Annotated in this window: 10 protein-coding genes; 6 read left to right on the top strand and 4 right to left on the bottom strand. The window is 56.8% G+C overall.

The window, feature by feature from the left end; all coding sequences use genetic code 11:
• The first annotated feature begins 381 nt into the window (after positions 1-381).
• Positions 382-1425, top strand: a complete 1044-nt coding sequence (locus tag H6G07_RS15100) for a glycosyltransferase family 2 protein (protein ID WP_073608899.1) — start codon at positions 382-384, stop codon at positions 1423-1425.
• A gap of 334 nt (positions 1426-1759) precedes the next feature.
• The gene (locus tag H6G07_RS15095; protein ID WP_190740726.1) at positions 1760-2833 is read left to right on the top strand and encodes a glycosyltransferase 61 family protein; all 1074 of its coding nucleotides are present in this window, start codon (positions 1760-1762) and stop codon (positions 2831-2833) included.
• A gap of 16 nt (positions 2834-2849) precedes the next feature.
• On the opposite strand, the gene H6G07_RS15090 is transcribed toward H6G07_RS15095, so the two are convergent.
• Both H6G07_RS15090 and H6G07_RS15085 read right to left on the bottom strand, forming a co-directional pair.
• The gene (locus H6G07_RS15090) at positions 2850-4382 is read right to left on the bottom strand and encodes an AAA family ATPase (RefSeq protein ID WP_073608901.1); all 1533 of its coding nucleotides are present in this window, start codon (positions 4380-4382) and stop codon (positions 2850-2852) included.
• Positions 4383-4467: 85 nt separating this feature from the next.
• The gene (locus H6G07_RS15085; protein WP_084173202.1) at positions 4468-5310 is read right to left on the bottom strand and encodes a DUF1361 domain-containing protein; all 843 of its coding nucleotides are present in this window, start codon (positions 5308-5310) and stop codon (positions 4468-4470) included.
• Positions 5311-5455: 145 nt separating this feature from the next.
• On the opposite strand from H6G07_RS15085, the gene H6G07_RS15080 reads away from it, so the two are divergent.
• The 4 genes from H6G07_RS15080 to fni all read left to right on the top strand — a co-directional run bounded on the left by H6G07_RS15080 (position 5456) and on the right by fni (position 9601).
• Positions 5456-6931, top strand: coding sequence for a S10 family peptidase (locus H6G07_RS15080; RefSeq protein WP_073608902.1), 1476 nt, complete (start codon positions 5456-5458; stop codon positions 6929-6931).
• Between the two features lie 316 nt (positions 6932-7247).
• The gene (locus tag H6G07_RS15075) at positions 7248-7658 is read left to right on the top strand and encodes a tellurite resistance TerB family protein (protein ID WP_073608903.1); all 411 of its coding nucleotides are present in this window, start codon (positions 7248-7250) and stop codon (positions 7656-7658) included.
• 271 nt (positions 7659-7929) lie between these two features.
• Complete coding sequence (gene pyrR / locus H6G07_RS15070; protein WP_073608904.1) at positions 7930-8475, top strand: bifunctional pyr operon transcriptional regulator/uracil phosphoribosyltransferase PyrR; 546 nt, start codon at positions 7930-7932, stop codon at positions 8473-8475.
• A gap of 82 nt (positions 8476-8557) precedes the next feature.
• Entirely contained in the window at positions 8558-9601 is a 1044-nt protein-coding gene (gene fni, locus H6G07_RS15065) for a type 2 isopentenyl-diphosphate Delta-isomerase (protein WP_073608905.1), read from the top strand.
• Between the two features lie 285 nt (positions 9602-9886).
• Here the strand turns inward: fni and H6G07_RS15060 are convergent, their stop codons facing one another.
• Positions 9887-11398, bottom strand: a complete 1512-nt coding sequence (locus tag H6G07_RS15060) for a mannitol dehydrogenase family protein (protein ID WP_073608906.1) — start codon at positions 11396-11398, stop codon at positions 9887-9889.
• Complete coding sequence (locus H6G07_RS15055; RefSeq protein WP_073608907.1) at positions 11352-12554, bottom strand: ABC transporter ATP-binding protein; 1203 nt, start codon at positions 12552-12554, stop codon at positions 11352-11354. Before H6G07_RS15055 ends, H6G07_RS15060 begins: the two co-directional genes overlap by 47 nt.
• Positions 12555-12616: the final 62 nt, after the last annotated feature.

The following is a 12616-nucleotide window of genomic DNA, read 5'->3' as shown; positions in this document are numbered from 1 at the left end:
AATTATGTAGTTGACTGCCTTGATTGCTGAAATAATTCACTGGATAGGCCAAAATTGCGGCTAAGTAAAATTAAAGGTCTCTAGACTCCTGACCTTGGTGACTTGAGCGCTTAAGTCGCGCAGGGTTTCATTGGTTAAGAATCGGCTATTGACTATTTTGAGGAACTACTTTTACGTTACTAACCCAGTGAGGTACTTCACGGTTAGCCGTTGATGCCTGACAGAGAGATAAAAAATCTTGGCTTGATAAAGTGCTGATGCTCTGGGCGGACTATGGTTTGGCTTTTTAAGCAGTCGTTAACACTTTGGTTTGTGGTGAGGGCACAGGCAGACTAGGCAGGTCGCGATTGAAATATCTAACGCTTTGGAGCTTTTTAATCAATGTCACTTAAGTATTCTGTTGTTATTCCTACTCTAAATCGCTCAAATAAGCTTAGAAAAACGCTCGATAGCGTGCTTAGCCAAACCGTTGACGGTGAACTCGAAGTTGTTGTCATCGACAATTGCAGCGACGACGATACCCAGACTCTGTTGGCGGAGCCCGCCTACTCTGCCGTGCGGGTCATTCGTCAGCCCGTGCGAGTAGCCAGAATTCAAAACTTTATGACGGCGCTGAAGGCCGCGACGGGCGACTACGTCTCTATTTTGTTCGATGACGAAGAAATGTTGCCCGGCAACCTGCTGATGAAGGGGCAGGTGATGAGTGAGTATCCGGAGGTCGTAGCGGTCACCTCTTCAATTATGAAGCGTGGACTGGATGGTCACATGAGCCTCGACAGCATATCGCGGCCAGGTTTCACTATTGAGGCGCGGGGCGAATACCTGCGCAACATGTTCACCACTTGGCCCGGCGGGTTGCCCCAGGTACTAATGCGGCGATCGGCGCTTGACCACCTAGAAATTGAGGCCCGCGATGAGCCTCTAGACGCCGATGCGTTTGTGATGAAGCTCTCGACCCTAGGCTCTATTGCAACCCTGCCTGAAGGATTGGTCACTGAAACGGTCACCGACTCTGAAATGGTTCGCAATGGTCTTCTAGAACGGGTAGAAGTGGCCGGAGAGCCGGGTAACTTTGTCAGCTTACCCACCATCTGGTTTGGCTGGTCTCACTACCGCATGCGGATTGAGCATCTGCTGCAATCGAACGATTTATCAAATCGCCAAATGCGGTTACTGCGCCGGGTCGCCTACCGAGTGTTTCGCAAAGACGTCTGGAAGGCGGCTTTTTGTCGGTGGAAAGTCACTAAAAGTATCAAACAAGCGCTTAAGTTGTTATTGCGGGCTGGTGCCTTTGATCCGTTTCTACTGTTGCCCCCGGTCGATCTCTTACTGCGCCGTAAAGCCACTGGCAAATCTAGACCCACGCCTCTGCCGGGTTCACGGCGCTCCTCGACGGGCATTCCCCTCAAAGTGAGCCAAATGTAGACGCTGTTGAGCGGCCATCAAACTGTTCCTAGACCGCAGCCTGGGAGCAGTTGATGATTTTGCATTGTGCTCATAGGGGCGCAATGCAAAGCTGGTCGCTCGACTAAAGGTTCATCAACCTAGTAGAGGTTGCTATGAAGATGCAACCTCAATCTCCATAAACACTGGCGTTTATACTACGTGTCGGTGTAAATTAAGTAGCTGCGTTAGTTTTCGCGGATGCAAAAGCTAACCTTTTTTCTTTTGAAATTTTAAGCATCTTTGAAAAAGAGAAACACATCTTATGGGGTTGTCGATAGCTGAAGTTTTACCGGCCATAAATATCCCTGCGTCGATGATTTTTTCTCACCCTACAGCGCTGGGCGATACGCTGCGGCCTGCGATCGAGAGAATATTTATGCCTGAGGAGTATTTGCACCCCCTACATTTAAAGATAGATGTTACCTCTGGCCAAACCGGCCCTCGGAAATGGGGCTCCAAGCGCTGGAAGCTTTATAAAAAGCTGTATAGCATGGTGAAAGGAGTTCAAATCTTAGATTGCTCCGAGAAGTTCTTGTTTGACGGGCGCTCAGAGTTAGACACCAACATTGGTCACGTCATTGAAAACATAGCCGCTCCGGCTCTACTCGCAAAACAAATGCTGAGTAAACGTCTGGGCCAAAATATCGATGTTCATGTGATCCTTAAAGAACGAGCGCCAAACCTGGCTCGCGAAGTCTTTGAGACATTGAAGATCCCTGTGATTTACACCGATGATAGTGTCTACGGGGAGGTAATCTCTATCTGGGTCGCTCGACCTGATGCCGCCAGTCTAGACAAACCCGAGTTTTCTCCAATCATTAATGAAAAGCCGGTGGCTGAAATCGATTCAAAACTTTATAACGTCCATGCGGCGTTATTTAATGAGACTGAGTTTTTAGGTTCTGAACCCTTAGAGGCAGAGAAGATTTTTATCCCTCGCCGTGGAAGTCGCTCTTTAAGTAACAATGACGAAGTCATCCAGTTCCTTGGGGAGAAGGGCTTTAAAACCTATTACTTTGAAGATTTAACCTGTGCTCAAAAATGGTCGATCACCCGCGACGTTAAAATTGTCGTAGCTGTTCACGGTGCTGCCCTGAGTCATATGGCCTTTAATCGCTTGGGGCTGCAAAACTCTGATCGGCCTGGCAGCGGAGTTAAGGTAGTCGAGCTTTACTCCCCTGGTTGGGCCAGCCGCTGGGCCCATCGTCGTCATATTAGTGGGTTAAACGGGCAGTGGTGCGGTGTGCGTGGTCAGGTCACCCCAGAGTTTTTGAGCACCATAGATTTTTCTGATCTGCCATCTGGGGCTGTTAGGCCATCTCAAAATCCCTTTAAGGTTGACTGCGAGTCTATTCAAATGGCGCTGGATTATTTAGGGGTTGGCTAACAAACGCTTCGGATGGCTACCGTGCTGCTACAAAGCGCTCTTTGGCCGTGGTTCGCAGCCGCTGAATGTCTTCTCGACGGGTAACGGAGAGGGGAACTGTGCGTTTGATTTCTTCGAGCAGCAGGGTGGTATCGGCGCGGCGATTTTCGCAGAGTGCTCGGTAGTGGGCAGTGATGATGGCCTGCTCAATTTCGGCCCCGCTAAAGCCTTCGGTGGCAATGACCAACTCTTTGAGATCAAACTTGTCGAGGCCCTGCTGCCGTCGCTCTAGGTGAATGTGCAGGATGGTGTGGCGTTCGTCACCCTCGGGCAGATCGACAAAGAAGATTTCATCAAAGCGACCTTTGCGCAGCAGTTCTGGCGGAATGGCTGAAAGGTCGTTGGCGGTGGCCACCACAAAAATTTCCTGGGATTTTTCTTGTAGCCAAGTGAGAAAGTAGCCGAAAAGGCGACGGCTCAGCCCGCCATCGGATTCGCTGCTGGTTTGACCCATGCTCTTTTCGATCTCGTCGATCCACAGGATGCAGGGGGCCATGGTTTCGGCCATGGTGACGGCGCGGCGGAAGTTTTTGTCGGACTCGCCAATGTACTTGTCGTAGAGGCGGCCGGCATCGAGCTTGAGCAGGGGCAGACTCCACTGCCGGGCGATGGTTTTGGCGGCCAACGATTTACCACAGCCCTGAATGCCCACGATCAAAATGCCTTTGGGAGCGGGCAGGTTGTATTCACGAGCCTGGGGTGTGAAGCCCACTTTGGCGTAGGTTAGCCAGCGCTTGAGCCCTTCAAACCCACCTAGCTCGGCCAGATTGGTTTCGGGCGGGAAGTAGTCGAGCAGACCCTCTTCGTGAATGACTCGGGCCTTGCGCTCCAGTACCCACTTCACATCACTGACGTCGAGTTTGCCGTCATGCCGAGCCGCATAGGATACGACTTTTCGAGCTTGGTGTAGGGTCATGCCCTGGAGAGCTGATACCAGGGCGCGCACATCATCCGGATTTAAGTTGATTGCGACTTGACCTTGGAGGGTCTTCACTGTCTCAGAAATAGCTTTGTAGAGTTCTTCAGGTTCGGGCAGTTTGATATCTAAATAGACGGCGTTTTGCGCAATGGTTGGCGGTAGAGCATAGCCGCTGCCGCTGAGAACCAGCGTTGAGCTGTTGAAAGAAAACTGTTGGGATACTTCTCGAAACTGACGGGCAACTACCGGATCTTTGAGGTGTTCAGCGAAGTCTTTGAGCCAAAAGACGGCCTTGAAGCTCATCTCTTGAACGTGGCGCAGCAGGTCGAGGGGTTCGGTGGTTTTGGGCAGGGCCTGACCGCGCTTGGTGCCGGGGGGCGCATACTCGTTTTGCCAGCGGTGGTCGGGGCTGTCGGGCGATCGCATCAGCCCCTGGGCAACGCTCCACTCGAATACGGCCATCTGCATGTCAGTGCAGGCGGCGCTAATCAACCCCTGTACCCGTTCTTCTTCTACCGTGTCGATGACTATGACCGGGTGAAAGGAGGTCACCAGAGTTTGAAAATGCTGCACGCTGGCCTTAAAAGACATGGTTGGCAGAAGTAACGTTAGGGCTAATGTGCCCGCTTCTACCGGCAATGTCCGCACTGGGCCATCTGGTTGAGGTTGATCAGGCTTAATCGAGCACGTCAATACCCTGACGAGCGTAGCGAATGCGCAGTTTTAGCCCCAGGGTGATCTGCTTTAGCACCCAGTAGAGGCTGGCCAAAATGATAAAGGTGACAAAGATAACCGCCGCTGGCCGTTTTGACGTGAGCGCATCTAGGGTGTCGGCAAGCACGCTAGTGGGGGCAGTGACAATATCCCAACTGTTGAGTCGCAGAAATCGCCCTAGGTAAATGCCTACGGCACACAGGGCGTGGATGGTGAGCTCAATGGGTAAAATCAACGCTTTGGCACCGCACTGCTTGAGATAGCTAGCCAGGTTGAGAATGGAGATCACGTAGGCCTCAAACCCCAATAGAATGGCTGCTGCGTGTAGGGGAATAAAGACCAGGGCCACCACCCAGACCGGGATTTCCCCAGAACTGGTGCCGCGAATCAGGTGAATGACATCGGTCAGCACGTAGGGAGCGTTGGGCAAAAAGGCGAAGAACACCACTAGCCCCACCCACCAGAGCCAGCCCTTGGGAGTTTGCTGTTTCTTAAAGATTCTGATGGTAAGGGCAGCGGTCAAGGCGATGACCACCAGCAGCCACAGCAGGGTGGCTGCGCCGCTGGTCTGAAGCAGGTTAAACAGGCCTCGCCCTACGCGGGGCAGGCGAGGCAGCAGCCCCACCACCCCACAGCCGCCCACCACGACCCCTGCCGCCCACCACCATAGCTTTGGTATGGCCTGGCGGCGGAAAAGACCAAAGCTCAGCAGCAGCGGAACAAAGGCTAAAAATAGGTTCCACAAAATCCAGCCGCTGTAGACGTTGTTAAAGGCGCTGGCGATGTCGAGCAGGAGCCATCTCATCGTGGGGTAACTCCTAAGGCAGATTTGGCTTAATCCAATTTAATCGTTAGTGGGCCATGTGTCTGCTTCTACGGGGAGGGGGATGCGCGATTCTGAAGGCGACCGACCGCGCTATAACAAGTAGAGTCTTCAACCCCGCATCTTCATGCCAGATCACACCCAACGTCAGGGCAACACCACCGAGCACATGCTGGGTAACCAAGCCTACACCGCCTCAGCCCAGTGGCAAACCCTCTACGAACATGACAAGCCCGTGGCCGAGCTGTTTCACGTGGCCTACACCGTTGCCGACCAAAACTCAGCCCAGCGACCGATTACCTTTGTGTTTAATGGCGGGCCAGGGGCGGCATCGGCCTACCTGCATGTGGGGGCGCTGGGTCCGCGCCGGGTGGTGTTTAACGCCGACGGCAGCCTGCCGCGCCCGCCGGTAGAGGTGGCCGACAACGACGAAAGCTGGCTGAGCTTCACCGACTTAGTCTTTATTGACCCTGTGGGCACTGGCTTTAGCCGCGTTTTGCCCCAGGACGGCGACAAAGCTGAGAAATCTGACGATAAGCCCGCCGACAAAGGGGCGGACAAACCCGACGAAAAGGCCAAAAAATTCTGGACGGTTGATCGCGATCTCAACGCCCTAGGCGAGTTCATTCAGGGCTACCTCTCGGCTCACCACCGCTGGCTGTCGCCGGTCTTCATTGCCGGGGAGAGCTATGGTGGCTTTCGGGTGGCGAAGCTTTGCCGCAAGCTTCAGCAGGACTATGGGGTCGGCCTGTGCGGGGCCATTCTGATTTCGCCGGTGATGGAGTTTATGCTGCTAGAGGGCAACGACTACAGCCTCAGCGGCTGGGCGACGGTAATTCCGTCGATGGCGGCCACGGCGGTCCATCACGGGCAGGTCGATACCACCGATAGCCCCATTACCCATGGGGCCAAGGCCGCCGACTTTGCCCGCAAATCCCTGATTCCACTGTTGGCCTTGGGCAGCACCGCCTCTGGCGAAGACCAGCAGCGAGTCTTTGGTCAGCTGGCCCATCTGATTGGCCTGCCGCTGGAGGTGGTGCAGCGCCACCGGGGTCGCATCGACATTGTGGTGTTTGCCCGCGAGCTGCTGCGCCATCAGCAGCGCATTTTGGGTCTTTACGATGGCTCGGTTACTGCGATCGACCCCTTCCCCGATCGCCTGATGCATGAAGGCACCGACCCTACCCTAGAGGGCATCGATCGCCTGTTTACCGGCGCTATCAACAGCCACCTGCGCTCGACTTTGGGCGTAAACACCACTCTGACCTATAACCTGCTCAGCTTTGAGGTGTTTAAAGCCTGGGAGTTCTTGCCTGAAAGCGAGTATCGCCAGGGCTTTGTGGGCTCGGTAGACGACCTGCGGGTGGGCATGGCCCTCAACCCCTACCTCCAGGTCTACGTTACCCACGGCATCTACGACCTGGTGACGCCCTACTTTTCGTCAGAGCACCTGCGGGATTTGATGAACCTCAACCCGGAGCTACAGCCAAACCTCACCCTGCGGCATTTTCAGGGGGGCCACATGTTCTATACCTGGGATGAGTCGCGACAGCTCTGGTTTGAGGACATGCAGCGGTTTTACCAGCGGGCGTCGGGCAAGTAGGGGAAGGCCAAAAAAAACCGACAGTCCCTTGCGGGCTTGTCGGTTGGTTGTGTGTTCCCTGTAGATGACTCGGCTAAAGTTGAGTCAATTTCAGTATCTCTGGAAGGTTCCTGAAAACCTAGCGAATTTATCACGGCTAACGGTGAGTTTGATCACAAAGTTACGTATTTTGGCGGATGCCACGCAGAGGCACAGGGGATCAGCCGAAACACGATTCCAGGTAAAGACTCCTCACAACGGGATTGCGTCGCGTCGGCTTTAGGGCAAAAATAGGGGCATACAGGGCTTTGTGCCAAGGATACCAGGAAAAATCGCCATGACCGAGTCATCCATGGGCACCGCAGAGGCGCTGGCCAGCATTGCGCTAGTGGCGATCGCCGCCGACGGCTACCTGGCCGATCAGGAGGGGCAGGATATGACCATGCTGCTGTCGCGCATGGCGTTGTTTAGCAGCTACTCCAAAGATGCCGTCCACCACTTGTTCGATCTGCTGCTGACGCGCCTCAAGACCGAGGGACCGGGGGCGATGGTTGACCAGGCCAAGGCCATTTTGCCCCAGGATCTGCGGGAGACGGCCTTTGCGATCGCCACCGATCTAGTGCTGTCTGACCGCACCGTTACCCCCCAGGAGCAGGCGTTTTTAGAAGACCTGTACCGAATTTTGGAGATTCCCGGCCCCCTGGCCCAGCAGATTGTGCAGGTAATGACGATCAAAAATCGGGCCTAGTGCCGCTACGCGGAGTTCAAAATGCAAAGTTAAAAATGAAAAATTTCAGGGCGTTAGCGTTTCAAGCTCCCTGAGCGGCAGGTTTGCTTCTGTTCTGCTATCTACTAAGCAAAATGGGCCAACGCTTTAACAGCCTGCTAGAGGTTTGAATTTTCAATTTTGAACTTTGAATTATTGCGGCTTTTCTCCGGCTACCCACCACGAATGGGTTTCACGAGTGACCCCTGTAGGTCAGGTATAGTGGGGCTTTACGGCTGCCAGGAGGTCGGGCATGAACACAAGCAGCAGCGTCGTCGAGATTTTGTCGGCGGAGGAAATGCGCCGCACGCTCAACCGGCTGGCGTCGGAGGTGGTGGAGCGGGGCGGCGACCTGAGCCGTCTGGTGCTGCTGGGAATTTACACGCGCGGCGTGCCCCTGGCCCACCTGCTGGCCCAGCAGATTCAGCGGCTGGAGGGGGTAGATCTGCCGGTGGGGGCGATCGACATCACCCTCTACCGCGACGACCTGGATAAAATCAGCACCCGCACCCCGGCCCGTACCGAGATACCCTTCGACATCAGCGATCGCGTGGTGGTACTGGTGGACGATGTGATCTTTAGCGGGCGCACTATTCGCGCCGCTCTCAACGCGGTGATTGACTACGGTCGGCCCAGCGCCATTCGCCTGGCGGTGCTGATCGACCGGGGCCATCGGGAACTGCCCGTGCGCCCTGACTTTGTGGGCAAAACCCTGCCCACGGCGAAGGATGAAGCGGTGAAGGTGTTTTTGCAGGATCCAGACGGGCGGGATGGGGTAGAACTGCTGAAGCGATCTTGAGGGTGTTACGTCTGGTGTGCGATCGCGCCAAAAGCGGCCCGATTTTTCCTAGGATAGGGGGCGTTGATTTGGCGAAACCCCTGTGACCCTACTGCCCGTCACCCACGAGACCCAGGCCCGTAAGGCCGACCACCTGCGCATTTGCCTGGAGGGGCCGGTGCAGTGTGCCCAAGTCACCACTGGGCTAGAGCACTATCGGTTTACTCACTGCTGTCTGCCAGAGGTCGACTATCAAGATATCGACCTGAGCACGGTGTTTTTGGGGCATCGGCTGGAGGCACCGCTGCTGATTTCGTCCATGACTGGGGGCACCGAGGCGGCGCATCAGATCAACCGGCGGCTGGCGGTGGTGGCCCAGCGCTATGGGTTGGCGATGGGGGTCGGCTCCCAACGGGTCGGGGTCGAAAATCCTGACGTGATGGAAACGTTTGCGGTTCGGTCAGAGGCTCCAGACATTCTCCTGCTGGCGAATTTGGGGGCGGTGCAGCTTAACTACGGCTACGGCCTCGACCAGTGCCGCCGCGTGGTAGACAAGCTAGCCGCTGACGCGCTGATCTTGCACCTCAACCCGTTGCAGGAGGCAGTGCAAACCGGGGGCGACACAAATTTCAAAGGACTGTTCCAAAAAATAGAGCAGCTCTGCGCCGCGCTGCCCGTGCCGGTGATTGCCAAGGAGGTCGGCAACGGCATCTCGGCTCCCATGGTGCGGCGGCTGGTGGAGGCCGGGGTCGCGGCGGTGGATGTGGCCGGGGCCGGGGGCACCTCCTGGGCCAGGGTGGAGAGCGAGCGGGCGATCGATGCCCACCAGCGACGGCTGGGGCAGACCTTTGGGGAATGGGGTTTGCCTACGGCAGACTGCATTGTGCAGGCGCGACGCACGGCCCCAACCCTGCCGCTGATCGCCTCTGGGGGGCTGCGCCACGGGCTAGATGTGGCCAAAACCTTAGCTTTGGGAGCCGATCTGGCGGGGTTGGCGATGCCGTTTTTGCAGGCGGCAAGCGAGTCAGAGGAGGCCGTGGCGGCCCTGGCCGAGGTGCTAATGGCCGAAATTAAAACCGTGCTGTTCTGCACTGGGCAAGACAGTTTGGCTGGGTTTCGCCAGGCGGGAGTGCTAGAGCGAGACTAAGCCAGGTTCGTCGGTTGTTTTGCCACCGCCATAGGATCAGGACAAGTAATACCGGATCCGAATTCCATACCCCTGGCTCCCGACGGGCCAACCTGTAGGGGCAAACGGTTGTTTGCCCTCATCAACCGAGGGCAGCTAATACTGAATTCGCCTCGGTTACCCCCGGTTGGGCTGGGCAAACACCGTTTGCCCCTACGCAAGCCTCCTGTTTCGAATCGGGGCGATGGGATTCGGATTTGATATAAGGACATTGCACTGCAATGCCCCTGTCGAAAGGTTCTAGCTTTATTGAGCGGGAACAGCCTCAAGCAGCTTGGCCAGGGTGGCCTGGGTGCCCAGCTCATGGAGCTGGTGCAGATACTGGGTGACGGCCTCGACGAATCGAGCGGATTGGGGAAGATCGCCAAACAGCTCCGTCAGGCTCAGCAGCGGCATGGGGTCAGTGCCGCCCAATTTGGCCCGTTCTGTCAGCGTATCGGCCATGGGGTCATCGATCGCCATCGCATGGCCCTGGTCATCGTTACCGTTGAGATAGCGGAACCAGGCGGCAATGGTGAGACTCAGGTGGTCAATGGGGCCAGATTGCTCCAGCTGTTCCCGCAGGGAACCCAGTGCCCACTTGGGCAGCTTGGCCGAGCTGTTGAGGCACAGCCGAGCCAGCTGATCCTGAATCTTGGGGTTCGAGAATCGCTCGACCAGGGTTTGCTTATACTGGCTGACGTCGATACCGGGCACGGGCCGCAGGGTGGGGGTGACTTCATCCATCAGCCGCTCGATCGCCTGGCGAATTTGGTCGTCGGCCATCGCTTCATGGGCGTAGGTGTAGCCTTTCAGCGACCCCAGGTAGCCCAGCAGCAGGTGGCTGGTGTTGAGCAGCCGAATCTTCATCATCTCGTAGGGGTGCACGTCGTCGGTCATCTGCACACCGACGCTCTCCCAGTCGGGACGTCCGGCACTGAAGCGATCTTCGACCACCCACTGCAAGAAGGGCTCGGCCACCACGGGCCAGGCATCGTCAATGTCGAACTGGTCGGCGACCATTTGCAGGTCGCCGGGGGCGGTGGCGGGGGTGATGCGATCGACCATGCAGTTAGGGAAGGCAACATTTTCCCGAATCCAGCCGCTCAAATCGGGGTTTTGCAGATCGGCGAAGCTAGTGAGCATTCTGCCCACCATGTCGCCGTTGCCCTGGATGTTGTCGCAGGAGAGCACGGTGAACGGAGTGATTCCCCTTTGCCGCCGTCGCTCCAATGCCGCCGTGAGAAAACCGTAGACCCCGTGGGGTTCGTTTGGATGCTGCAAATCGTGCTGAATCGTCGGATGATTCACGTCGAACTCGCCCGTGCCCTCGACGACGTAATAGCCGCCTTCAGTAATAGTCAGGGTGACGATGCGGCACTGGAGATCGGCTAGAGTTTCAATCACCGCCTCGCGGTTTTCGGGGGCGAACAGGTATTGGGTGATTGAGCCGATGACGCGAGCGTTGTCCCCGGCGGGCGATCGCTCCACCAGGGTGTACAGACAGTCCTGAGAAACCAGGGCATCGCGCATTCTCTGGTCAAACTCCAGCAGGCCGACGCCGCAGATGCCCCAGTCGCTGCCGGGGTTTTGCTCCAGGTAGTTGTCTATGTAGAGCGCCTGGTGGGCTCGGTGAAAGCCGCCAACGCCGATGTGGACAATGCCGGGAGTGACGGTGCTGCGATCGTACCGGGGCAGGCGTACTCGATCGCTCAGCTGGCCGAGCGATCGCTCATTCAGCTTGACGAGGGACTTCGCGGGGTTGGATGGGCTGTTCATAGGTCTGCTCTCGCGGGGCTTCGGTTTGTAGCGGGACTTCGGGATGGTGGGTGAGGCTGAGGGGATGGCGCTCGGCCTTGGGAATGGCTTCGCCTGCGCCGTCAAACAGGTGGCACAGATTGCCATCGATGGTGACGGGGACGCGATCGCGTACCTTGGCCCGACTGTCGCCATCGGTCTGCACAATAAAGGTGTCGCCCCCAGCGACCTTGACGTAGAGGTAGGTTTCGCCACCGAGGCGCTCCACCACCAGGACTTCGCCCATCAGGGTGGGGTTGGTGGCATCGATCCGCAGGTGCTCGGGGCGAATGCCCAGGGTGGCGCGATCGCCTGCCATCAGCGTTCTCGGCTGCACCGGAATGGTGACGGTGGCATCGCCCGGCAGGCGCACGGTGGTGCCGCCGTCCTGCACCCCGGTGGTCTGCACCGCCAAAAAGTTCATCTTGGGTGAGCCGATGAACCCGGCTACAAACAGGTTGCGGGGATGGTGGTACAGCTCCAGCGGCGACCCCACCTGCTCGACCACGCCGCCCTGGAGCACCACGATCTTGTCGGCCAAGGTCATGGCTTCGACCTGGTCGTGGGTGACATAGATCATGGTGGATTGCAGGCTTTCGTGCAGCCCCGCCAGCTCAATGCGCATCTGCACCCGCAAGGAGGCGTCCAGGTTTGACAGCGGCTCGTCAAACAGGAATACCTTCGGGTTACGAACTAATGCACGACCGATCGCCACCCGCTGCCGTTGACCACCGGAGAGCTTACCTGGCTTGCGATCGAGCAGCGGTTCGAGCTGCAAAATTCGCGCCACATCCCGCGCCCGCTCCATTCGCCGCTCTTTTGACACCCCGGCCAGGCGCAGGCTAAAGGCCATGTTCTCGGCCACGGTCATGTGCGGGTACAGGGCGTAGGTTTGGAACACCATGGCCAGCCCCCGCTGGTCAGGCGGCACATCGTTCATGCGCTCGCCATCGACGAGCAGGTCGCCGGAGGTGATGTCTTCGAGCCCGGCGATCATGCGCAGCAGGGTCGATTTACCGCAGCCGGAGGGGCCGACAAAGACGACAAATTCTTTGTCATGAATATCGAGATTGACGCCTTTGATAACTTCGTTATCGACGTAGGTTTTATGAATGTCTCTTAACGTGACGGTTGACATGGCTGGCTCACCTTACTAAGTGAAAAATTTAAACACTGCACTCTAGTAGGTTGGGTAGAACG

The sequence above is a fragment of the Phormidium tenue FACHB-1052 genome (genome assembly GCF_014696675.1).
GTDB classification, from domain to species: Bacteria; Cyanobacteriota; Cyanobacteriia; order Phormidesmidales; family Phormidesmidaceae; genus Nodosilinea; species Nodosilinea tenuis_A.
Note: the sequence above shows the minus strand (reverse complement) of the source record. Positions and strands in the feature narration are given on the sequence as shown.

Bases quoted from the DNA above. Each gene is read 5' to 3' on its own strand.
- H6G07_RS15060 (WP_073608906.1), bottom strand. From the start codon at position 11,398: ATGAACAGCCCATCCAACCCCGCGAAGTCCCTCGTCAAGCTGAATGAG.
- pyrR (WP_073608904.1), top strand. From the start codon at position 7,930: ATGAACACAAGCAGCAGCGTCGTCGAGATTTTGTCGGCGGAGGAAATG.
- H6G07_RS15055 (WP_073608907.1), bottom strand. From the start codon at position 12,554: ATGTCAACCGTCACGTTAAGAGACATTCATAAAACCTACGTCGATAAC.
- H6G07_RS15100 (WP_073608899.1), top strand. From the start codon at position 382: ATGTCACTTAAGTATTCTGTTGTTATTCCTACTCTAAATCGCTCAAAT.
- H6G07_RS15080 (WP_073608902.1), top strand. From the start codon at position 5,456: ATGCCAGATCACACCCAACGTCAGGGCAACACCACCGAGCACATGCTG.
- H6G07_RS15095 (WP_190740726.1), top strand. From the start codon at position 1,760: ATGATTTTTTCTCACCCTACAGCGCTGGGCGATACGCTGCGGCCTGCG.
- H6G07_RS15075 (WP_073608903.1), top strand. From the start codon at position 7,248: ATGACCGAGTCATCCATGGGCACCGCAGAGGCGCTGGCCAGCATTGCG.
- H6G07_RS15085 (WP_084173202.1), bottom strand. From the start codon at position 5,310: ATGAGATGGCTCCTGCTCGACATCGCCAGCGCCTTTAACAACGTCTAC.
- H6G07_RS15090 (WP_073608901.1), bottom strand. From the start codon at position 4,382: ATGTCTTTTAAGGCCAGCGTGCAGCATTTTCAAACTCTGGTGACCTCC.